Origin of the sequence: Winogradskyella ludwigii (genome assembly GCF_013403985.1) — a bacterium.
GTDB classification, from domain to species: domain Bacteria; phylum Bacteroidota; class Bacteroidia; order Flavobacteriales; family Flavobacteriaceae; genus Winogradskyella; species Winogradskyella ludwigii.
On record NZ_JABFDF010000006.1, the window covers coordinates 272,570 to 296,704 of the forward strand.

Here is a 24,135-nt window from a genome sequence, read left to right on the forward strand (position 1 = left end):
GTGTCTCAATTAGAGACACCCTTTTCTGTTATATATATAATAAATTTATCGTAATTTATTATGCGTGCATAGTATATTTTTGTATATTTGAATTCCAAACAATTTTCATGAAAGACAAAACCATTGATTACGTACTTAGAACCACATGGTTAGCAGTTAATAAAATGTACAATGAAGAAGCGTCTCAATTTGGGACAACTATGGCTACAGGTTTTGCTTTATTAAGTATTGATCCTGAAAAAGGTACACCTTCTACCTCGTTAGGACCAAAAATGGGAATGGAAGCTACAAGTCTTTCAAGAACATTAAAAACCATGGAAGCTAATGGATTAATTGAACGCAAACCAAATCCGGAAGATGGTCGTGGTGTTCTCATTTTTTTAACGGCTTTCGGGAAAGAAAAAAGAGCGTACTCTAAAGAAAAAGTACTGACGTTTAATGAAACGATTCAAAAGAACGTAACAGCAGAAGAACTCGCAAATTTTCATAAAGTTGCAGACGTCATAAATAATATGATTTCCAACAAACAGATATACAACAAAAAGAACACACTTTAAAACAAGATGAATAAACGTAGAATTAAAAAAATCGCAATTATTGGTTCAGGAATTATGGGAAGCGGTATCGCTTGTCATTTTGCCAATATTGGTGTTGATGTTTTATTATTAGACATCGTACCAAGAGAACTCAATGCTAAAGAGAAAGCAAAAGGTTTAACTTTAGAAGACAAAGTAGTTAGAAATAGATTAGTTAATGATGCTTTAACAGCGTCTATTAAATCTAAACCTGCACCACTTTATCATGGGTCTTTTGCTAATCGAATCACCACTGGAAACCTTGAAGATGATATCGCAAAGGTTAAAGATGTAGATTGGATTATGGAAGTGGTTGTAGAACGACTAGACATAAAACAACAAGTTTTTGAAAAACTTGAACAATACCGAACACCAGGCACATTAATAACCTCAAATACATCTGGTATTCCTATTAAGTTTATGAGCGAAGGTCGTAGTGAAGATTTCCAGAAACATTTCTGCGGAACACACTTCTTTAACCCTGCACGTTACTTAAAATTATTCGAAATTATTCCTGGACCAAAAACAGATGCTTCGGTTTTAGAATTCTTAAATGGGTATGGTGAAAAATTCTTAGGCAAAACATCTGTTATAGCTAAAGACACTCCTGCATTTATTGGAAACCGAATTGGAATTTTCAGTATTCAAAGTTTATTTCATGCCGTTAAAGATTTAGATTTAACAGTAGAAGAAGTCGATAAATTAACTGGACCAGTCATTGGTCGTCCAAAATCGGCAACCTTCCGTACAGTTGATGTTGTTGGGTTAGATACTTTAGTTCACGTGGCTAACGGTATTAGTGAAAACTGTCCAAAAGATGAACGTTTAGAGCTTTTTAAATTACCAGATTTCATCAATAAGATGATGGATAATAAATGGTTAGGAAGTAAAACAGGTCAAGGTTTCTACAAAAAGCAAGTGTCTGCTGAAGGCAAAAAAGAGATTTTAACTTTAGATTTAAACACTTTAGAATATCGTGATTCTAAACGTGCAAAATTTGCCACTTTAGAATTAACAAAAACAGTAGACAAAGTTGTAGACCGTTTTAAAATATTAGTAAAAGGAAAAGATAAAGCAGGTGAATTCTACAGAAAAAGTTTCGCTGCCTTATTTGCTTACGTTTCAAACCGTATTCCTGAAATTACAGACGATTTATACAAGATTGACGATGCTATGAAAGCTGGATTTGGTTGGGAACATGGTCCTTTTCAAATTTGGGATGCAATCGGTGTCGAAAAAGGAATAGAAATGATGAAAGCAGAGGGTTTAGAACCTAATGCTTGGGTAACTGAAATGTTAGCATCTGGAGGCTCTTCTTTCTATACTATTAAAGAAGGAGCAACTTATGCTTATGATATTCCAAAGAAATCACAAGTAAAAATTCCTGGTCAAGACAGTTTTATCATACTGGATAACATTAGAAAAACCACTGAAGTATTTAAAAACTCAGGTGTTGTTGTTGAAGATTTAGGAGATGGTATTTTAAATTTAGAATTCCAATCCAAAATGAATACGATTGGCGGTGATGTGCTAGCCGGATTAAATAAAGCCATTGATATTGCCGAAAAAGATTTCGCAGGATTAGTAGTTGGTAATCAAGCCGCAAACTTCTCTGTTGGTGCAAATATCGGCATGATTTTTATGATGGCTGCAGAACAAGAGTATGATGAACTTAACATGGCTATCAAATATTTCCAAGATAGTATGATGCGTATGCGTTATTCTTCTATTCCAACAATTGCTGCACCTCACGGAATGGCACTTGGTGGTGGATGCGAACTTTCAATGCATGCAGATAAAGTAGTTGCAGCAGCAGAAACATATATCGGATTGGTAGAGTTTGGTGTTGGTGTGATTCCTGGTGGTGGAGGTTCTAAAGAAATGGCCTTAAGAGCATCAGATACGTTTAGAAAAGGTGATGTGCAATTAAATACACTTCAAGATTATTTCTTAACGATTGGAATGGCAAAAGTAGCAACCTCTGCTTATGAAGCTTTCGATTTAGGTATTCTTCAAAAAGGAAAAGATGTTGTCGTTGTTAATAAAGACCGTCAGATCGCTGTTGCTAAGCAACACGCCATGTTAATGGCAGATATGGGTTATACACAACCTGTAAAACGTACAGATGTAAAAGTTCTTGGTAAACAAGCTTTAGGGATGTTTATGGTAGGTACAGATTCTATGAAAGACTCTAAGTACATAAGTGAGCACGACATGAAAATAGCCAATAAATTAGCCTATGTAATGGCTGGTGGAGATTTATCTGAACCAACATTGGTAAGTGAACAATACTTATTGGATTTAGAGCGTGAAGCTTTCTTAAGTTTATGTACAGAGCGTAAAACATTAGAACGTATTCAACACATGTTAACCAAAGGGAAACCGTTAAGAAATTAGACAACTTAGATTCTCAGATTTCTAGAGTATTAGAAATCTAAAATGTCTAAAAATCTAATTATCTAAAAAAATCTAAAAAGATGAAAACAGCATATATAGTAAAAGCATATAGAACCGCAGTTGGTAAAGCACCAAAAGGCGTGTTCCGTTTTAAAAGAACAGATGAATTGGCAGCAGAAACCATCAAATATATGATGAAAGAACTACCTACTTTAGATCCAAAACGTATTGATGATGTTATTGTTGGTAACGCAATGCCAGAAGGTGCGCAAGGGTTAAATATGGCACGTCTAATCTCTTTAATGGGATTAGAAATTGTTGATGTTCCTGGTGTCACTGTAAACCGTTTTTGCTCCTCTGGAGTAGAAACAATTGGTATGGCAACTGCTAAAATCCAAGCCGGAATGGCAGATTGTATTATTGCAGGTGGAGCAGAAAGCATGAGTAGTGTACCGATGACAGGTTTTAAACCCGAATTAAATTACGATGAAATTGTAAAAGGAGGTCACGAAGATTACTATTGGGGAATGGGAAACACTGCAGAAGCTGTAGCCAACCAATTTAAAGTATCTCGTGAAGATCAGGATGAGTTTGCATACAATTCTCATATGAAAGCATTACGAGCACAAGCTGAGAATCGTTTTCAAGATCAAATAGTACCTATTACAGTTGAACAAACTTATATTGATGCTAACGGAAAAAAGGCAACCAAATCTTATACAGTAACTAAAGATGAAGGACCTCGTGCAGGAACAAGTAAAGAAGCTTTAGCAAAATTAAGAGCTGTATTTGCTGCTGGAGGAAGTGTTACTGCTGGTAACTCCTCACAAATGAGTGATGGAGCTGCTTTTGTAATGGTCATGAGTGAAGATATGGTGAAGGAATTAGGATTAGAGCCTATTGCAAGAATGGTAAACTATGCTGCTGCAGGCGTAGAACCTCGCATTATGGGAATTGGACCTGTAAAAGCAATTCCAAAAGCTTTAAAACAAGCTGGTTTAAAACAAGACGATTTAAGCTTAATTGAATTGAATGAAGCCTTTGCTTCTCAATCTTTAGCAGTAATTAGAGAGTTAAATTTAAATCCAGATATTATTAACGTAAATGGCGGCGCTATTGCACTTGGTCATCCATTAGGTTGTACAGGCGCAAAACTTTCAGTACAATTATTTGATGAAATGCGTAAGCAGAACATGCAAGGTAAATATGGAGCAGTAACCATGTGTGTTGGTACAGGTCAAGGGGCTTGTGGAATATTCGAATTTTTAAACTAAAAAAAATAGATTCTGTCCGGTCGAGCGTAGTCGAAACCATATTAATCGGATAGTTTCAAAAACAGTTCTCGACTGCGCTCGAACAAACAATTATTAATTAAAGAACTTAATACAATACTATAAAATGGAAGCAACTGAAAAAGACATCTTAAGAGGTGGTCAATTCTTGGTAAAAGAAACAAATTGTGAAGATGTGTTTACTCCTGAAGATTTTTCAGAAGAACAAACCATGATGAAGGAATCCGTAATGGAATTTAATGATCGTGAAATTATTCCTCATAAAGCACGTTTTGAAGCTAAAGATTATGCATTAACAGAAGAAGTGATGCGTAAAGCTGGTGATATGGGCTTTTTAAGTGTTGCTGTTCCTGAAGCTTATGGTGGTATGGGAATGGGATTTGTATCTACTGTTTTAACATGTGATTATATTTCTTCTGGAACAGGGTCTTTCAGTACTGCTTTTGGTGCGCATACAGGAATTGGAACTATGCCAATCACCTTGTACGGAACTGACGACCAAAAAAACAAATACGTACCTAAGTTAGCCTCAGGAGAATGGTTTGGAGCGTATTGCTTAACAGAACCTGGAGCAGGATCTGATGCCAATTCGGGTAAAACTACGGCGACACTTTCAGAAGATGGAAAATCTTACAAAATCAACGGTCAAAAAATGTGGATTTCAAACGCAGGTTTCTGTAGTTTGATGATCGTTTTTGCACGTATTGAAGATGATAAAAATATTACAGGTTTCATTGTAGAATATGATGGTAAAAATCCAAACGGAATTACTTTAGGTGAAGAAGAACATAAATTAGGTATTCGTGCTTCTTCTACACGTCAAGTATTTTTTAGTGACTGTGTGGTTCCTGCAGAAAATATGTTAGCTGGTCGTGGTGAAGGATTCAAAATTGCCATGAATGCACTTAATGTTGGACGTATTAAATTGGCTGCAGCTTGTTTAGATTCTCAGCGTAGAATTTTAACCACAGCTGTAAATTATGCAACAGAGCGTAAACAATTTAAAACACCTATTGCAAACTTTGGAGCAATTAAAACGAAGTTAGCTGAAATGGCTGCAAGTGCCTATGCTGGTGAATCTGCAACATATAGAGCTGCTAAAAATATTGAAGATAGAATTGCCATGCGTGAAGCTGCAGGGAATTCGCATCAAGAAGCAGAATTAAAAGGTGTAGAAGAATACGCAATTGAATGTTCTATTCTTAAAGTAGCTGTTTCTGAAGATGTACAAAGTGCTGCTGATGAAGGCATCCAAATTTTTGGAGGAATGGGATTCTCCGAAGAAACACCTATGGAATCTGCTTGGAGAGATGCTAGGATTGCTCGTATTTACGAAGGAACTAACGAAATTAACAGAATGCTAGCTGTTGGTATGTTAGTAAAGAAAGCCATGAAAGGTCATGTAGATTTATTAGGCCCTGCTTCTAAAGTACAAGAAGAATTAATGGGTATTCCTTCTTTTGAAACTCCAGATTATTCTGAATTATTTTCAGAAGAAAAGCAAATGATTGCAAAACTTAAGAAAACATTCTTAATGGTTGCTGGTGGAGCCGTTCAAAAATTCGGACCTCAACTAGAAGAACATCAACAATTGTTAATTGCTGCTGCAGATATCTTAATTGAAATCTATATGGCAGAATCTGCAATTTTAAGAACAGAGAAAAACGTGAAGCGTACTAGCGAAGCAGAACAATCTGCACAAATCGCAATGGCTAAATTATATTTATATCACGCTGTAGATATCGTAGAAGAAAAAGGAAAAGAAAGTATTATTTCTTTTGCTGAAGGAGATGAGCAACGTATGATGTTAATGGGACTTAAACGTTTTACTAAATATCAAAACTATCCAGATATTGTTGATTTACGTATTGAGATTGCAGAAAAAGTAAAAGCAGAAAACAAATACTGTTTCTAATAAAACAATAATTAGACTAACTCAAATATTTCTAATTATAAAGCCAATTCTTCCAATATAAAATTTGGATTGAATTGGCTTTTTTAGTTTAGTTACTATTTCTAATTTCTAATAGACCTTCGTATATAGATTTTGCAATTTTTAATTGTTCACTTTTATCGGTAAGCACTCCCCTATCTCTTTCGTTGGTAAGAAAACCTAACTCTAAATATACTCCAGGAACTGTTGTATTCTTTAAAAGATAAAATCCTGATGCTTCTTTAACACCTCTACTAGAAAAATTATCTAGTTGGTGCTTTACTAAAACACTAGCGTGATTAAGACTTGATTCTGAATTTTCTAGTTTTGGATTATAATAAGCTTCTGTGCCACTTATTGAAGCATCATTATGTGCATTACAATGTAAACTTAAAAACAAATCTGGTTGTTTAGTATTTATAAATGTTGCACGTTCCTTTAGACTGAGAAATTCATCTTGCGTTCTTGTTTGTATTATTTCAACTCTGTCATCACTTAAAGACGCAAGTGCATTTGAAATTTGGAGAACAATAAATTTTTCATCTTTCTCATTATTTAAGTTTCCTGAATCCTTACCTCCATGTCCTGCATCAATAACAACAATTAGTGTATCTTGTACTAGTGAGTCTTCAATGTCTTCTTTACAAGAACTAAATGCAAAGATGCCTGTAAAAAGTAAAATAACAGATGTTATTTTTAAAGTTCGGTTTAATACTGATGATTTTGATTGATGTAACATAATGATTCGATTTTTGATTTGAATGAAATTAAATCCGCTAGTTAGAGGAACTCGGTATTCCTTTTGTCCTAAGTTTATAATGGTATTTGAGTAATCTTCAATGTCAATACCAGAAGAGATCGTTTTGTGATCTGCAATATATTCGTGATTTTGAAGTATAGCTTTTTTGTAAAGCCAAATAAAAGGGTTAAACCAAAATACACAAATCAAAAGCTCTACGAGAATAATATCTAACGTATGTCGCTCTTCGAAATGCACAGTTTCGTGTTTTATAATATTAAAATAGGCCTTATTTTCTTTATTATATTTTTCGTTAATAAATAGATAATTGAAAAAGCTCGACACCATTTCAGAATCCTGATGTTTTATTAATTTAAGCTTCCCAAAGGGTTCGTAACTTTGTCTTGTTAACCTGAAGAGTTGAAAAATATTTTTAAAGAAACGAAAAACTAGGAAGATTGCTACAGTTAAATACATATAGAACAATGGACTTTTCTGTGATTCATTTATGGTTTCAACATCACCAAAAGTCACCGCTTCTATGTGTTGTGGTACAACAATAGATTCCGTTATTTTTTGAATAGGAAGTTCTGCTATTTTCGGCACAGCATTAAACATTTCAAACTCTAAAAATGGTGCCACCAAACATAGTAACAATGAACCTATTAGAAAAAAACGATTAAACTGAAATGTTTTTTGCTTTCTAAGTAACAAGACATAAACCGCATAAGAGCAGCCTAAACTAATTATGGTATAAATGAAATAACTAATCATTGGCTTTCTTTTGATCCATTTTTTGCTTTAATAAAGCCTGAAGCTCTTCTAACTCTTGCATTGATAAATCTGCGTTTTTTGTAAAAAATGATGCAAATTGTGCTTTAGAGTCGTTAAAAAAATGCTGAATCATCCCGTTAACTTGTTTCGTAAAATAATCATTCTTTTTAAGAAGCGGAAAATAGGCTTTGTCTCTACCCAAACGTTCAAACCCTATATATTCCTTATCTACCATGCGTTTTAATAAAGTAGAAATGGTAGTATATGCTGGTCTTGGTTCAGGGAATTTTTCGACAATATCTTTCATAAATCCTTTTTCAAGCAACCATAAATACTTCATTATCTGCAATTCTGATTTATTAAGTTGTTTTATATCCACAATTATAGTTTTAATACTACAAATGTAGTAATAAAAATTTAATGCACAAATCCATCTTAAAAATTATATCTTTATTGGCCTAATAAGCATTCATAATTTAAGTAACTATTAGTCCTCAGTAACATGAAGTATTTAATTGTATTCCTTTTAGCATTTACCGTAACCCAAGCGCAAAACGAAAAAACACTAGCTCCAAAACTAGAAAATATAGCTTGGATTGCAGGCACATGGCATGGAGAAGCCTTTGGTGGCATTACAGAAGAAATATGGAGTGAACCCTCTGCTGGTTCCATGATGGCAACGTTTAAATTAATTAACGACGGTAAAGTTACCTTCTACGAAATCGAAGTGATCCGAGAAGTCGAAAATTCATTAATACTTCAATTAAAACATTTCGGTCCAAACCTAAAAGGTTGGGAAACCAAAGAAGAAACCGTTGATTTTCCGCTTAAAGAAATCACAGAAAATAAAGTCGTTTTTGAAGGCATGTCTTTTGAAAAAGTCAGTGCTACAGAAATGAATGTCTATGTAGATATTGAAGACAAAGGCAAAATAGAAACCGTTACTTTCAACTACAAAAAAACAATTGTAAAACCCAAGCAAATTAATCAGTTCATCCACGTTAAACGAGCAAAAACTAAACCTATTGTAGATGGAAAAGCTGATGATGACATTTGGTCTCGTACTATTTGGCTTCCATTAAATGAATTATGGCTAGGCGAAGCTTATACCATAGATGACTATTCTGGCCGATATAAATTATCTTGGGCAGAGGATGGTCTCTATCTCTTAGCTGAAATTAAAGATGATATACTTATTGACAATAATCCAGATCCATTAGTCGCATGGTGGGACGATGATTGTTTAGAGGTTTTTATAGATGAAGATAATAGTGGCGGAGAACACCAATTTAACCACAATGCCTTTGCTTATCATATAGCTTTAGATGGCAATGTTGTAGATATGTCTACTGAAAAAACAGGAAAATTGTACAATTCCCATATAGAATCGAAACATATTACAAAAGGGAACACAACACTTTGGGAAGTTAAAATTTCGTTATTCAATGATACTTACAAAGACGATGCTGAAAATACACCACTAAAATTAGAAATTGGCAAAGTTATGGGATTCGCTTTAGCCTATTGCGATAATGATACTAGTAAAACGCGAGAAAATTTTATTGGTTCTGTCTTTGTAGAAGGGGAAGATAAAAATCGCGGTTGGATTGATGCCAATATTTTCGGAACTTTAAAACTTAGCTTTTAAAAAATTATGAGATATCTATTTTTACTTTTTATAATCCTTTTTACATCAACAACTTATGCTCAAACTGACCAAAAGATCTATGATATCATAGCGGCCGTTTCTGAAGGTAATTTACGTAAAGATGTACAAACACTTGTTAATTTTGGAACACGACATACACTTAGTGACACTATTTCTGAAACAAGGGGAATTGGTGCGGCTCGACGTTGGATAAAATCGGAATTTGAAACCATCTCTAAAGATTGTGACGATTGCTTAGAGGTTTTCTATCAAAAAGATTTTGTAAAAAAAGGAGAAAACCAACGTATCGTTAAAGATGTGATGGTGGTGAATGTGGTAGCGATACAAAAAGGCACAAAATATCCAAATCGTTTTATTATAATGAGTGGTGATATAGACTCTAGAGTAACGGGGTCTAATGATTTTACTTCAGATGCTCCAGGAGCTAATGATAATGCGACAGGAATGGCAGGTGCATTAGAAACCGCAAGAGTATTATCAAAATATCAATTTGAAAATAGTATTATTTACGTTGGACTTTCAGGTGAAGAACAAGGCTTATTTGGAGGAAAAGGATTGGCAAAATATGCAAAAGACAATAATTGGGACATCATTGGAGTTTTAAATAATGATATGATTGGAAATATTACTGGTGTTGATGGTGTGATTGACAATAGAACTTTCCGAATATTTTCAGAACCGATTACAACATCCATTACTGATCCTGAAAAATTAGCAAGCCAAACAACAGCCAGACGTTTTTACGGAGGAGAAGTTGATGGTATCTCGCGTCAATTAGCGCGTTATATTTATAAAACTACTAAAACTTACATGCCCGAAATGAATCCTATGATGGTGTATCGTTTAGACCGTTTTGGTCGAGGAGGACATCATAAACCTTTTAATGATGCTGGCTTTGCTGGTATTAGAATTATGGAAGCGCATGAAAATTACACACAACAACATCAAGATATTAGAACGGAAAATGGAATTGATTATGGAGATACCTTTGAACATGTTAACTTTCCATATTGCAAAAAACTAACAACTGTCAACGCCATTACCATGGCCAACCTTGCTTCTGCTCCACCATCTCCAACAGAAGTTAGTATTGGAGGTATTGTAGAAGCTTCTGTAAAATTAAAATGGAGTAAAGTTGAAGGAGCTAAAGGTTATAAAATTTATTGGAGAGATACAACCTCTTCAACTTGGGATCACAGTCGTTATATAGAAGATATTAATGAGTTTACTTTAGAAGGCATTGTTATAGATAATTTCTATTTTGGAGTTGCAGCTGTTGGTGCAAATGGCCATGAAAGTGTTGTTGTTTTTCCAAATAAAATTCTAAGATAAACACCAATGAAAATCAGTCAGCTTAAACCAATAATACCAGAATTATTTTTAATGGCTTCCGTTATATATTATTGGGTTTTAACCCCTAATCTTTTAAATCCAATTGCTATGGGTTTATTAGCACTTCTTATTTATCAAATTATCAAAAAAAATGCAATACTTGGATTAGTTATTTCTGCTGTGGTTATGATGCTTACCTTATTTATGGTATTAGCTTTGGTTTCAGAATTATCAGAATTTGAAGTCGCTAATCAAAATTATAACAACCTTATTATTTTTGGCTCCTTATATCTTGGATTAAATTTAATATTGGCAGGATTTATGTTTTATAAATACTTGAAATTAAAAACGAATTAAAATTGAAAACTAAGTTACTCGTACTATTTGTATTGACATTTTCGACCATACAAGCCCAATTGCTTCAAGATAAGGGAGAATTCACCCAACAAGATACACTTAGAGGAAGCATTACTCCGGAACGCGAATGGTGGGATTTAACCTATTATCATTTAGATATTGAAGTAAAACCTGAAGACAAATTTATTTCAGGTAAAAACACCATCCAATATAAAGTTTTGAAACCGTTTCAGGTGATGCAAATTGATTTGCAAGACCCCTTAGAAATCATCAAAGTGCTTCAAGATGATAAAGAATTAAAAATACAACATGAAGGCAATGCGCATTATATTACGCTTTTAAAAAATCAAACTATTGGAGATATCAATTCAATAGACGTCTATTACAACGGTCATCCAAAAGAAGCTAAACGCGCTCCTTGGGATGGTGGATTTTCATGGAAAAAAGATCAAAACGGGAAGCATTTTATTGCCACATCTTGCCAAGGTTTAGGTGCTAGCGTTTGGTGGCCAAACAAAGACCACATGTATGACGAAGTGGATAGTATGCTTATTAGTGTTACGAACCCTAAAGGTTTAACGAATGTATCTAACGGTCGTCTTAGAGCGTTAGTAGAAAACGACAATAATACAGTCACGTCACATTGGTTTGTTAGTAACCCAATTAATAATTATGGGGTTAATGTGAATATTGGAGATTATGCCAATTTCTTTGAAGTTTATAAAGGTGAAAAAGGCGATTTAGACATGAATTATTATGTTCTAAAAAGTAATCTCGAAAAAGCCAAAGAACATTTTAAAGATGCACCAAAAATGATGGAAGCTTTTGAATATTGGTTTGGACCTTATCCATTTTACGAGGATAGTTTTAAATTGGTTGAAGTCCCTTATTTAGGCATGGAACACCAAAGTTCTGTCACTTATGGTAATCAGTATAAACAAGGCTATTTAGGTAGAGATTTATCTGGCTCAGGATGGGGTTTAAAATTCGATTTTATTATTATACATGAAGCTGGACACGAATGGTTTGCCAATAACATTACCAATAAAGATATTGCAGATATGTGGATTCACGAAGCTTTCACATCATACTCAGAAAACCTATTTCTAGATTACTATTATGGTAAAGAAGCCTCTGCAGATTATGTCATTGGAACGCGTTCAAACATTCAAAACGATAAACCTTTAATTGGAGAATACAATGTAAATAACGAAGGCTCTAGCGATATGTATTACAAAGGTGAAAACATGTTACATACACTTCGTCAATTAGTTAAAGATGATGAAAAATGGAGACAAATTTTAAGAGGTTTAAATTCCAAATTTTATCATCAAACGGTAACTACAAAACAGATTGAAGATTACTTAAGTGAACAATCTGGTATTGATTTAACGGCATTTTTTAATCAGTATTTAAGAACGACTAAGATTCCGACCTTGGAATATGAAATAAAAAAGGGAGAACTAAAGTATCGTTGGACAGACATTGTTGATCATTTTGATATGCCTATTCAAGTTGAAATAGATGGTAAACCCAAATGGTTATTCCCTAAAACGGAATGGCAGACTAAAAAAGTAAATTCTAAAGACTTCAAAATCGATAGAGATTTTTACGTTAATTCAAACAAAATTTAAAAAAATCTATCAAATCTAAAAATAAAAGATTCCCGCTTTCTCGGGAAGTGAATATGGATTTACCCGAACTTTATTTTAAAACAGACACGGATTGGCGAGAATGGTTATTAGTAAATCACGACTCTTTCAATGGTATCTATTTAATATTCTACAAAGTAGATCATAAAAATGATTCTATGCGTTGGGAAGAAGCCGTAAAAGTGGCACTTTGTTTTGGATGGATAGATTCTACCGTTAAAAGTTTAGGAGATGGAAAACGCAGACAATATTTCTGTCCAAGAAAAGCAAAAAGTGTTTGGAGTGCTGTTAACAAAAATTATATTATCGAATTACATAAAGAAAACTTAATCCACAAAAGCGGACATCAATCTATTAAAATAGCCAAAGAGAATGGTAGTTGGATAGCATTAGATGATGTAGAAAACGGAGTTATTCCTAACAATCTTCAACACGCTTTTGATGCCAACAAAAATGCTTTTAAGAACTACCTCAACTTTGCTCCTAGCTATAGAAAAAGCTATTTGTATTGGTTAAATCAAGCAAAAAGAGAAACTACGCAACAAAAAAGAATCGCAGAGATAATTAAACTATGTGATGCTAATATTAAAAGTCGTGATGTTAGATAAAATTATTTAGATTCGTATTTTCAACTTACACTGTGAAAGAAAAAAATAAAGCCTTAGCTAAATCTGCAAGATGGTATCGTAAAGCACACCGCTTTGTGGCTATTCCGCTTTTACTTTTTATAATTGTAATGAGTGTTACTGGACTGCTCTTAACTTGGAAAGATGAATTACAATTAAAACCTTCAACCACAACTATTGACTCAAATGGAAGACAACTAATTCCTCTATCGGAAATTGAAACAAGAGCTATAAATTATATTGACAGCTTAAAACTTTCAAATGAAATTAATAGAGTTGATTATAGACCAAGAAAAGGTATAGCAAAAGTACGGTTTGAAAATCATTTTACAGAATTACAAATCGATTGTTACACAGGTAAAATTATCTCTCAAAAAACAAGAACGGCAGATATTATTGAAATGATTCATGATGGTTCTATTATCGACTTTCTTTTCAATTCAAACGGAACACCAACAAAACTCTTCTACTCTACCTTAATTGCGTTGGGTTTATTATTTATTTCTCTGAGTGGTTTTTGGCTATGGCTGAAACCAAAACAAATTAAGAAAAATAAGACGCTTAGTAAGTAAGCATTACACGATGCCAAAATCATTGAAATTTGACAAAAAAAAGACCTGTCAAGTTTAAAAAACTTGACAGGTCTGAAATTAAATATTTATTTCACTTATAGGCCACTGATATAACTTCCGTAAGGATCTTTAAACTGCATACCTTCAGAATAACTATACTTACTCAGTTTTTTAAATTGGGTTAATCCCCAAAGAATAAACTCTTTTTCAAAATAGACATCTCTTGGATCAATTTCTGGTTGATAATCTGCAATTAAAGCATCTAAAGGAGTAACCTCATCTAATTTTGCTTTGTAAGCTTTATCGTCATATTCATTTAACAATTCAAAACCGTCTCCATTGAAAAACCATGAGATTAAATCATCATATGGAGTTTCATCTCCTTGTTTTTCTAGTTTTTCAACTTTAGGAAAATATTTAGGAAATAACGTTTTCACTGCGGCTTCCAATAAAGCGTTAGCCACAAAATCGGCACCTTCTTGTTCTCCTTCATAAACCAATTCTACTTTTCCTGTAATTGCAGGAATCACTCCTGTAAAATCCGCCAATCGGACTGCCGTTGCATCATCTCCTGCAATTAAAGCACGTCGTTCAGCGGTACTTAATAAATTTTGGAAAGCCGTAATACTCATACGTGCACTTACTCCACTTTTAACATCTACATATTCACTTTCTCTAGCTTCAAAACTAATTTGTTCTAGTAAATCTTTTGCTAATTCTGGGACATAAACAGATTCTGATTGTCTAGAATCTAACTTCGCCTCTTGTGCTGTAATTGTTCTTGCCGTTTCTACATCTTCAGGATAATGCGTTAAAATCTGAGAACCAATTCTATCCTTCAAAGGAGTTACAATGCTTCCTCTATTGGTATAATCTTCAGGGTTTGCGGTAAACACAAATTGCATATCTAAAGGTAAACGTAATTTGAATCCTCTAATTTGAATATCTCCTTCCTGTAAAATATTAAATAAGGCGACTTGAATTCGAGCTTGTAAATCAGGCAATTCATTAATTACAAAAATGCAACGATTGGCACGTGGAATCATTCCGTAATGAATCACGCGATCATCTGCATAACTTAATTTTAAATTGGCTGCTTTTATCGGATCTACATCTCCAATAATATCAGCAACAGTAACATCTGGTGTTGCTAATTTCTCGGCAAAACGATCACTTCTGTGTAACCACGTAATTGGAGTATCATCTCCTTTTTCTGCAATCAGTTCTACTGCAAACCTAGAAATTGGAGCTAATGGATCGTCATTAATTTCAGAACCTTCTACGACTGGAATATTTTCATCCAATAGATTCACCATCATTCTTGCTAAACGTGTTTTTGCCTGTCCTCTTAATCCTAATAAATTAATATTATGTCTCGACAAAATAGCACGTTCTAATTCTGGAATTACGGTATTTTCATAACCGTGAATCCCTTCAAACGTGGTTTTCTTATTTTTTATATTTTCAATAAGATTATCTCTCAATTCATCTTTTATAGATTTTGATTGATATCCTGCTTTTTTTAGTTCTCCGAGTGTACTTATGTTTTCTTTTTTCATGTTTATTTTTTAGAGAAGAGATTATAGATAAAAGAAAATAGACTTAGCTACCTATATGCTCTCTAATTCTTATCTCTCTATTCTTTTTTCTTTTTCAATTATCCTTTAATTCTCTTCTTTCTGTTATTCTCGTAATCTTCAAAAATCATTTCACCCAAACCTTTCAATCCTGTGTAGAATGCTTTACCTCTATTGGCTTGCGTAAATTTTCTAATAAATTGCATTAAATACGGATCTTCAGCAATCATAAAAGTTGTTATCGGAATATGTAAACGTCTAGCTTGTTGCGCCATCGCATAACACTTATTGGTGATAAACGGATCTAAACCATTACTATTTTTATAATATTGTCCGTCTGGCATACGCAAACAACTAGGTTTACCATCCGTAATCATAAAAATCTGCTTGTTAGTATTTCGTTTTCTGCGTAACATATCCATTGCCAATTGTAATCCGGCAACCGTATTGGTATGATATGGCCCTACTTTTAAATAGGGTAATTCTTTGATTTTAATAGGCCAAGCATCGTTTCCAAAGACTAATATTTCTAAAGTATCTTTTGGATAGCGTGTGGTAATTAATTCTGCCAAAGCCATAGCTACTTTTTTAGCAGGTGTGATTCGGTCTTCTCCGTAAAGAATCATACTGTGACTAATATCAATCATAAGTACAGTACTCATTTGGCTTTTATGAAGGGTTTCTTCAACCACCAAATCGTCTTCAGTTAGACTAAAATCACCAATACCATTATTGATCTGCGCGTTTCTAATGCTTTCAGTCATGGAAACTTTATCTAGATTATCACCAAACTGATAGGCTCTAAAATCTCCTGTATGTTCATCCCCTAGACCAACACCTTTACTTTTATGATTACCAGAACCACTGCGCTTTATTTTACCAAAAATTTGATCTAAAGCTTGCTGACGAATAGCGCGTTCTGTTTTGGCTGTAATTGTCATACCGCCTTCACCTGCTCCATTAGGATCTAGTTCTTCTCTTATATAACCTTTATTCTTTAGGTCTTCAATAAAATCATCAATAGTATACTCTGGAGTCGTTAACTTATATTCTTTATCTAGACTACGTAACCAATCAATAGCTTCGTCAAAATCGCCTGAGGTATGCGTAATGAGCTCCTTAAAAATTTCGAAAAGTTTTTCGAAAGGTGATTGGTGTGGTGCTTCGTAAGTTTTAAATACAAAGCCCGATTTATTTAATTTTTGTTTCATAGCTATGTAAAAATAATGATTTTTCAAACCAATAAAACAGACTTGCATATAACTTAACAAGTCCTTAAGACTTCTATAATTATTTTCCTTAATTTTAAGCACTACTCAACCAATCCGATAAATGATGAAACATTTTTTCTCAATTGTTATGCTATTCTGCATTACATCTCTTTCTGCTCAAGAATTTTCAATGGACTTAGTAAAAAATATGACACCTCGAAATATTGGTCCTGGAGGCATGTCTGGTCGTGTTACAGCGATTGATGTTGTAAACAAGAATCCAGACGTTATGTATGTTGGTACAGCTTCTGGTGGTTTATGGAAATCGACTTCTGGAGGCATTACATGGGAACCTATTTTCGAAAAAGAACTTACCGCTTCCATTGGAGCTGTCGAAATTCAACAATCTAATCCAAGCGTGATTTGGGTTGGTACAGGAGAAGGTAATCCACGTAATTCACTAAATGGTGGTTATGGAATTTACAAATCCCTTGATGGTGGAAAAAACTGGATCTCCATGGGACTTGAAAACACAAGACACATTCATAGAATTATCGTAGATCCAACCAATCCAGATGTGGTTTATGTTGGAGCTATAGGTTCGCCTTGGGGAGAACACCCTGAACGTGGCGTTTTTAAAACTACTGATGGTGGACAAACTTGGAACAAAATATTATTTATTAATAACAAGACTGGTGTTGCAGACTTAATAATGGATCCAACCAACCCAAATAAGCTAATTGCAACATTATGGGAGCACAAACGAGATCCTTGGTTTTTTAAATCTGGTGGAGAAGGTTCTGGAATGCACATTACACATGATGGTGGAAAAACATGGAAAAAAATAACCGAAGATGATGGTTTTCCTAAAGGCAATTTAGGACGAATTGGTGTTGCTATTGCAGCTAACAAACCAAATATTATTTATGCTTTAGTTGAAGCCAAAAAAAATGCGCTTTACAAAAGTGAAGATGGTGGTTTTAAATGGAAAATGATTAACGACAAAAGTGATATTGGCAATCGTCCTTTTTACTATTCTGAAATCTATGTGGATCCACAAAATGAGAATCGCGTCTATTCTGTTTTTACCTACATCAATGTTTCTGAAGATGGTGGAAAAAACTTCACACAATTAATGCCTGCTTATGGTGCTAATAATGGAGTACACCCAGATCATCATGCGTGGTGGATTCATCCTGAAAACGGCAATTTTATGATTGATGGTAATGATGGTGGTATGAATATTACTAAAGATGGAGGAAAAACATGGCGCTTTATAGGTAATCTTCCTGTAGCACAATTCTATCATATTAATGTCGATAATGACTATCCTTATAATGTTTACGGAGGCATGCAAGATAACGGTTCTTGGAGAGGACCTGCTTATGTTTGGCGCGCTCAAGGCATTAGAAATAGCTATTGGCAAGAAATTAGTTTTGGTGATGGCTTTGATGTCATTCCGGATAAGGACGATTCTCGATACGGTTGGTCTATGAGTCAGCAAGGTTATGTGAGTCGTTACGATTGGCAAACGGGAAATAATTACTTAGTAAGACCAACACATCCAGATGCTAATGTCGAATTACGCTTCAATTGGAATTCGGCAATAAATATAGATCCCTTTGATAATAGTACACTCTACTTTGGAAGTCAGTTTGCACATAAATCGACTGACAAAGGAGAAACATGGACCATAATTTCACCTGATCTTTCAACTAATGATCCTGAAAAATTAAAACAATCTGAAAGTGGAGGTTTAACCATGGATGCTACAGGAGCAGAAAATCACTGTACTATTTTGGTTATTGAACCATCACCTGTTGAAAAAAATATGCTTTGGGCTGGTACAGATGATGGTCGTGTACATTACACCAACAATGGTGGTGATTCTTGGACAGAGGTTACTAAAAACATTAAAGACTTACCAAAAGGCAGTTGGATTGCACAAATAAAAGCATCGAATAAAAATAAAGGTGAAGCCCTTTTAATTGCCAATGATTATAGACGTTTTAACTATACACCCTATGCTTTCCACACTAAAAACTATGGAAAGACTTGGGAACGTATTGTAGATGAAAATGATGTGCAAAGCTACACCCTAGCCATAGTTGAAGATTTAGTAGAACCAAATTTGATGTTTTTAGGAACAGATGATGGCTTATATGTTTCACTTAATGCTGGAAACAAATGGACTAAATGGACCGAAGGTTTCCCAACAACTTCAGTCAAAGATTTAGTGATTCACCCAAGAGAACATGATTTGGTTATTGGAACATTTGGTAGAGCTGCATGGATTTTAGATGATATTAGACCTTTACGAGAAATGGCAAAGAATAAAGCTGTCTTGGCTTCAAATATTAAATTATTTACTCCTCCTACTGCATATCAAGCCGCATACCAACAACCTACAGGAAGTCGTTTTGGTGCAGATGCCATGTATCATGGTGAAAACAGAGGTCGTGGTGCTATTTTATCCTATTTATTTAATGAGAATGAACAGGTAAAGAAAGATAAAAAAAACAAAAAAGATAAGACTAATAAAAATGATGATGATGATTCAACTTCGCTAAGCGACCAAGAAGATGATTCTGAAAAGGATGAAACAAAGATAAAATGGGATTCATTAACTCTGAAATTGTATGATGGTGACCGTTTAATTAGAACGCTAAAAACCAAAGCACCAAAAGAAAATGGCATCCAAAAATGGACTTGGTATATGGATGAAGCAGGTGTAGATAGACCTTCTAGACGTGTGAGAACAAGTAAAAGAGAATCTGGAGGCGTTAGTGTAAAACCTGGTACTTATAAAGCTGTATTGGAATATGGAGATCAAATATCTGAGACAACCATAACTGTAGAATCAGATCCTAGATTAGAGGTTTCTCAAAAGAATATTGATGACATTTATGAGGCTTCTAAAGCATTAGAAAAAATGCAACAAACAGCTGTTGATGCTATAAAACAGTTAATAGAAAGTAAAACCATAGCTGAAAATTATAAAAAGGATTTATCTAAATTGGATAAAGACCTTTATAAAGAGCAAATAAAAGATTCAAAAAACATTACAAAAGCTATTGACAGTCTTATTGACAACTATTTAGGTAAAGTAGATAAGCGACAAGGTATAACTAGAAATGCTGAAGTAACACCATTGCAACGTCTAAGATTAGCTTCTGGTTATGTAAATGGGAGTCAAAATGGATTAACAACTACTGAGACGACTTTAATTAAGCAAGCCAAAGATGCCATGAATGCATTGTTAGAAGCGACTAATAGTTTCTTTAATAAAGACTGGAAAACGTATCAAGATTCAATGAAAGACATCAAAATGAATCCTTTTAAGGAAACAAAAACATTTAATATTGATTAAAAAACTAATTTTACAAAAAGCGTTCTTTAACTAGAGCGCTTTTTTTATTCCAAATGTTTAAGACCTTCTAAGTTTTCAATCTTAATCTGCTTTCCATTTGTAGAAATTAATCCTTCCTTTTTAAATTGAGATAAAATTCTAATAGCAGATTCTGAAGCGGTTCCAACAATATTAGCATAATCATCTCTAGAGAGCACAATGCCAATATAACCATTACTATCAGTTCCAAAATTTTTATTCAAAAAAAGTAAAACATCTACCAAACGTTGTTTTACTGTTTTTTGAGCCATATCTACAACAACATTATCGGCATATTTAAGCTCGTTAGCCATGTCTTGAAGCATGTCCAAAGAAAAGCTTGCGTTATTATTTAAATCATGTAGAACTTGATATTTAGGTATAAAACACACTTCCATATCGCTCACTGCAATAGCTGTAAGGTTAGATTTATCTTCAGTAACCAAAGATCGTTGTCCAATTAAGTCGCCTCTAACTACTAATTTTACAATTTGATCTTTACCATTATCACTCAATTTGGATAATTTACAAACTCCTTCCTTAATACAATAAACACCATTAATATTTTCGCCTTCTTTAAAAAGAACCGCTCCTTTTTTAATAAAACTTGAGGTCTTACATCCAGAAATACGAATTAGATCATCTCGTCCTATAGCTCTTAAAACCTTAAACTGTTTTATAATACATTGTTGGCATTCAGTCATCTTAGAAACTCTTAGCCTTTCAGCTTAATTAAAATAATAGCAATTAAAATATCTTATATATGAAGTGCTTTGAGATACTTTTATTTTTAAATTTAATCTCAAAAAAATATAATGAAGAACAAGATTGTTTATTCAAAACGTTTAAGACCAGCATAGTCTTCTACTTTTATACGCTTACCTGATGTAGAAATTAAACCTTCTTTTTTAAACTGAGAGAGTATTCTAATGGCCGATTCTGTAGCTGTACCCACAATACTAGCGTAATCTTCACGAGATAAAACAATACTTAAATAGCCTTCAGAATCAACTCCAAAATTATCATGAACATACATTAAAATTTCAGCTGTTCTTCGCTTTACAGACTTTTGGGCCATATTAACCAAAGAGACATCAGATTCTTTTAAATCTGCAGCCATTTCTCGTAAAACATCCAAGGTGAATTTTGGGTTTTTAGCTAAATCATTCATGATTTCACTCTTAGGAATAAAACACATTTCCATGTCGTTAAGCGCAGTAGCACTTAAATTCGTTTTCTGTTCAGATACTAACGAGCGCTTTCCTAAAAGGCCACCTTTAACCACTAGTTTTACAACTTGATCTTTGCCATTCTCACTTAACTTAGTCAGTTTGCAAACACCATCCTTAACACAATAAACACCTTTTAAGATTTCACCCTCTTCAAAAATAACTTGCCCTTTTTTATAGATCTTACCTGTTTTACAAGCAGATACTCTAACCAATTCTTCCCTAGTTAAAGATTTCAAAGAGTTAAATTCTTTTATAATACACTGATCACACTTACTCATTATCAAGACATTTAATGTATATTTCAAATATACTTAAAACATGACAAATATCATAGATTAAAACAGGTAGTTTTGTGACTTTTGTTACAGGTATAAATGAGCAAATTAATATGGAAAACACATCTTGTTTTCACTGTGGCGACGACTGTGGTGGTCATCCAATAACATTTCAAGAAAAACCATTTTGTTGTAATGGTTGTAAGACTGTTTTTGAGATTTTTAACGAAAACGACTTAACTTGTTATTACGACTTACAGAATTCTCCAGGGGCAATTCCAAAAGAGATTGAAGGTAAATACGATTTTCTATCCCAAGAAAACATCATTGAGAAACTAACGGAGTTTAGCAGTGATTCTATTGAGATCGCAACGCTTTACATTCCCCATATTCATTGTAGTTCTTGTATTTGGATTCTTGAAAACCTCAACAAATTAAATCCAAAAATTTCAGATTCTCAAGTCAATTTTGGCAAGAAAACAGTAAGAGTTACCTATAATTCTGAAACTACAAATTTAAAATCTGTAGTCTTATTATTAAGTTCTATTGGTTATGAACCTTACATAAGTTTGGACGATTTTAAATCTGGAAAACAACAAGTTAATAGAACCCTAATTTACAAACTTGGTGTTGCCGCTTTTGGGTTTGGGAATATTATGTTTTTATCATTTCCTGAGTATTTTGAAGTTAACGAATATTGGCTAGAGCAGTACAAACCTGTATTTAGGTGGTTAATGTTCGCCTTATCATTACCTATTGTTTTTTACTCAGCTCAAGATTATTTTATTTCAGCCTTTAAAGGTTTAAAAGCAAAAATTTTAAATATTGATGTGCCTATTGCACTTGGAATTTCAGTTTTGTTTATAAGGAGTACTGTTGAAATTATGTTTGATTTAGGCTCTGGTTTTTTTGATAGTCTGGCTGGTTTAGTCTTCTTCCTTTTAGTTGGAAAATTCTTTCAGCAAAAAACATACGATTTCTTGTCCTTTGAGCGCGATTACAAATCTTACTTTCCTATTGCCATTACCAAAATAGATAAAGATGGTAATGAAAATTCTATTCAGGTTTATGATATTGAAAAAGGGGATCGTATTTTAATTAGAAATGAAGAACTCATCCCAATGGATGGCATTCTAATTAATGGTAAAGCAAAAATAGATTACAGTTTTGTTACTGGAGAATCGCAAACAGTGTCTAAACAATCTGGAGATAAATTATTTGCAGGTGGCAAACAAACTAATGGTGTTATTGAAATGGAAGCCTTAAAATCTGTTGAACAAAGTTACCTCACGCAATTATGGAGTAATGATGTTTTCAATAAAAACAAAGAGGAAAGTTTTACCAACATTACAAATACCATTAGCAAACATTTTACAGTTGCTATTTTATTGGTTGCTTTTGTTGCGACTACATTTTGGTTATTTGTAGATAGCAGCAAAGCCATGAATGTATTTACGGCAGTATTAATTATTGCATGTCCTTGTGCCATTGCGCTTTCTGCTCCATTTACCTTTGGAAATCTCTTACGACTCTTTGGAAAACATAAATTTTATGTAAAAAATGCTAGTGTTATTGAGCAACTTGCTCAAATAAATACGGTGATTTTTGATAAAACCGGAACCATTACATCTAACAAACATAGCAATGCAGAATATGATGGAGATATGCTGTCAGATTCAGAGCATATCGTTTTAAAAAACTCACTACGAGGCTCTAACCACCCGTTAAGCAGAACTTTATATAATATATTAAAGGAAAATAATATTATTACGCTAGATACTTTTGAAGAACATATAGGAAAAGGTATTGAAGCTAAACACGATGCTGTAAACATGAAAATTGGTTCTGCTAGTTTTGTTGGTAACCCAAATACTAGCACTATTTTAAATACCACAGTGCATGTAAGCAGCAATAATGTTTACAAAGGAAAATTTACATTTTATAATAGTTATAGAAAGGGAGTTTCAAAATTATTTAATAAATTGAAACAGCATTTTGATTTGGTAATTTTATCTGGAGATAATGAAGGAGAACGCGAAAATTTAACTAAATTACTTCCAACAAAAACCAAATTAATTTTCAACCAAAAACCAGAAGATAAACTCGATTTTATAAAATACCATCAATCTGAAGGCGCAAAAGTGTTAATGATAGGTGATGGTTTAAATGATGCAGGTGCTTTGGCACAAAGTAATGTGGGTATCGCTATTTCTGACGATGTTAACATCTTCTCTCCTGCTTGCGATGCTATTTTGGATGCTACAAAATTTGAAGAATTGTTTTCATATATAACCGCTTCTAAATCGGCATTAAAAATTATTAAGTGGAGTTTTGTATTGTCATTTTTTTATAATGTTATTGGTTTATACTTTGCAACAACCGGACAATTAAAACCTGTAATTGCGGCAATTTTAATGCCATTAAGTTCTATTAGTATTGTTGTTTTTACAACAATTTGTACTAACATTATAGGACGTAAATTAAAATAAATATCGAGATATGACAAATGTCATGTTTTATAAACAGGTTCAATA

At 33.5% G+C, this 24,135-nt stretch carries 18 protein-coding genes; 12 read left to right on the forward strand and 6 right to left on the reverse strand.

Annotated elements, in window-relative coordinates:
* Positions 1 to 107 precede the first annotated feature (107 nt).
* From HM981_RS15055 to HM981_RS15070, 4 genes are all read left to right on the forward strand, one after another.
* The gene (locus HM981_RS15055; protein WP_179339628.1) at positions 108 to 557 is read left to right on the forward strand and encodes a MarR family winged helix-turn-helix transcriptional regulator; all 450 of its coding nucleotides are present in this window, start codon (positions 108 to 110) and stop codon (positions 555 to 557) included.
* Positions 558 to 563: 6 nt separating this feature from the next.
* A complete protein-coding gene (locus tag HM981_RS15060) occupies positions 564 to 2,972 on the forward strand; it encodes a 3-hydroxyacyl-CoA dehydrogenase/enoyl-CoA hydratase family protein (RefSeq protein WP_179339629.1) in 2,409 nt (802 codons plus the stop codon).
* An 80-nt stretch (positions 2,973 to 3,052) separates the two neighbouring features.
* On the forward strand, positions 3,053 to 4,246 hold the full coding sequence (locus HM981_RS15065; RefSeq protein ID WP_179339630.1) for an acetyl-CoA C-acyltransferase: 1,194 nt from the start codon (positions 3,053 to 3,055) through the stop codon (positions 4,244 to 4,246).
* Between the two features lie 124 nt (positions 4,247 to 4,370).
* Positions 4,371 to 6,179 (forward strand): acyl-CoA dehydrogenase family protein, encoded by a 1,809-nt coding sequence (locus HM981_RS15070; RefSeq protein ID WP_179339631.1) that lies wholly within the window; start codon positions 4,371 to 4,373, stop codon positions 6,177 to 6,179.
* An 88-nt stretch (positions 6,180 to 6,267) separates the two neighbouring features.
* On the opposite strand, the gene HM981_RS15075 is transcribed toward HM981_RS15070, so the two are convergent.
* Positions 6,268 to 7,710: a M56/M15 family metallopeptidase gene (locus tag HM981_RS15075; RefSeq protein WP_179339632.1), complete on the reverse strand. Its 1,443-nt coding sequence runs from the start codon at positions 7,708 to 7,710 to the stop codon at positions 6,268 to 6,270.
* A complete protein-coding gene (locus HM981_RS15080) occupies positions 7,703 to 8,089 on the reverse strand; it encodes a BlaI/MecI/CopY family transcriptional regulator (protein WP_179339633.1) in 387 nt (128 codons plus the stop codon). Before HM981_RS15080 ends, HM981_RS15075 begins: the two co-directional genes overlap by 8 nt.
* A 123-nt stretch (positions 8,090 to 8,212) precedes the next feature.
* On the opposite strand from HM981_RS15080, the gene HM981_RS15085 reads away from it, so the two are divergent.
* Genes HM981_RS15085 through HM981_RS15110 form a run of 6 tightly spaced genes read left to right on the forward strand, consistent with a single transcriptional unit; the run spans position 8,213 to position 13,918 of the window.
* On the forward strand, positions 8,213 to 9,358 hold the full coding sequence (locus HM981_RS15085; RefSeq protein ID WP_246286295.1) for a DUF6265 family protein: 1,146 nt from the start codon (positions 8,213 to 8,215) through the stop codon (positions 9,356 to 9,358).
* Positions 9,359 to 9,364: 6 nt separating this feature from the next.
* Positions 9,365 to 10,711, forward strand: a complete 1,347-nt coding sequence (locus HM981_RS15090; protein WP_179339634.1) for a M28 family peptidase — start codon at positions 9,365 to 9,367, stop codon at positions 10,709 to 10,711.
* 6 nt (positions 10,712 to 10,717) lie between these two features.
* On the forward strand, positions 10,718 to 11,068 hold the full coding sequence (locus tag HM981_RS15095) for a hypothetical protein (protein WP_179339635.1): 351 nt from the start codon (positions 10,718 to 10,720) through the stop codon (positions 11,066 to 11,068).
* Positions 11,069 to 11,070: 2 nt separating this feature from the next.
* The gene (locus tag HM981_RS15100) at positions 11,071 to 12,702 is read left to right on the forward strand and encodes a M1 family metallopeptidase (RefSeq protein WP_394351713.1); all 1,632 of its coding nucleotides are present in this window, start codon (positions 11,071 to 11,073) and stop codon (positions 12,700 to 12,702) included.
* Between the two features lie 53 nt (positions 12,703 to 12,755).
* Positions 12,756 to 13,328: a YdeI/OmpD-associated family protein gene (locus HM981_RS15105; RefSeq protein ID WP_179339636.1), complete on the forward strand. Its 573-nt coding sequence runs from the start codon at positions 12,756 to 12,758 to the stop codon at positions 13,326 to 13,328.
* Between the two features lie 32 nt (positions 13,329 to 13,360).
* On the forward strand, positions 13,361 to 13,918 hold the full coding sequence (locus tag HM981_RS15110) for a PepSY domain-containing protein (RefSeq protein ID WP_179339637.1): 558 nt from the start codon (positions 13,361 to 13,363) through the stop codon (positions 13,916 to 13,918).
* A 95-nt stretch (positions 13,919 to 14,013) separates the two neighbouring features.
* Here HM981_RS15110 and HM981_RS15115 read toward each other — a convergent pair whose 3' ends face one another.
* Together HM981_RS15115 and HM981_RS15120 are read right to left on the reverse strand one after the other, a co-directional pair.
* The gene (locus tag HM981_RS15115; RefSeq protein WP_179339638.1) at positions 14,014 to 15,477 is read right to left on the reverse strand and encodes a MoxR family ATPase; all 1,464 of its coding nucleotides are present in this window, start codon (positions 15,475 to 15,477) and stop codon (positions 14,014 to 14,016) included.
* 98 nt (positions 15,478 to 15,575) lie between these two features.
* Positions 15,576 to 16,706, reverse strand: a complete 1,131-nt coding sequence (locus tag HM981_RS15120; protein WP_179339639.1) for a vWA domain-containing protein — start codon at positions 16,704 to 16,706, stop codon at positions 15,576 to 15,578.
* Positions 16,707 to 16,830: 124 nt separating this feature from the next.
* Here HM981_RS15120 and HM981_RS15125 point away from each other — a divergent pair, with 124 nt between their 5' ends.
* Positions 16,831 to 20,076, forward strand: a complete 3,246-nt coding sequence (locus tag HM981_RS15125) for a WD40/YVTN/BNR-like repeat-containing protein (protein WP_179339671.1) — start codon at positions 16,831 to 16,833, stop codon at positions 20,074 to 20,076.
* A 44-nt stretch (positions 20,077 to 20,120) separates the two neighbouring features.
* On the opposite strand, the gene HM981_RS15130 is transcribed toward HM981_RS15125, so the two are convergent.
* Together HM981_RS15130 and HM981_RS15135 are read right to left on the reverse strand one after the other, a co-directional pair.
* Complete coding sequence (locus HM981_RS15130) at positions 20,121 to 20,798, reverse strand: Crp/Fnr family transcriptional regulator (RefSeq protein ID WP_179339640.1); 678 nt, start codon at positions 20,796 to 20,798, stop codon at positions 20,121 to 20,123.
* A 128-nt stretch (positions 20,799 to 20,926) separates the two neighbouring features.
* A complete protein-coding gene (locus tag HM981_RS15135) occupies positions 20,927 to 21,562 on the reverse strand; it encodes a Crp/Fnr family transcriptional regulator (RefSeq protein WP_317167181.1) in 636 nt (211 codons plus the stop codon).
* A gap of 152 nt (positions 21,563 to 21,714) precedes the next feature.
* Between HM981_RS15135 and HM981_RS15140 the strand changes: the two genes are divergently transcribed.
* Entirely contained in the window at positions 21,715 to 24,090 is a 2,376-nt protein-coding gene (locus HM981_RS15140) for a heavy metal translocating P-type ATPase (protein WP_179339672.1), read from the forward strand.
* The last annotated feature ends 45 nt before the right edge of the window (positions 24,091 to 24,135 follow it).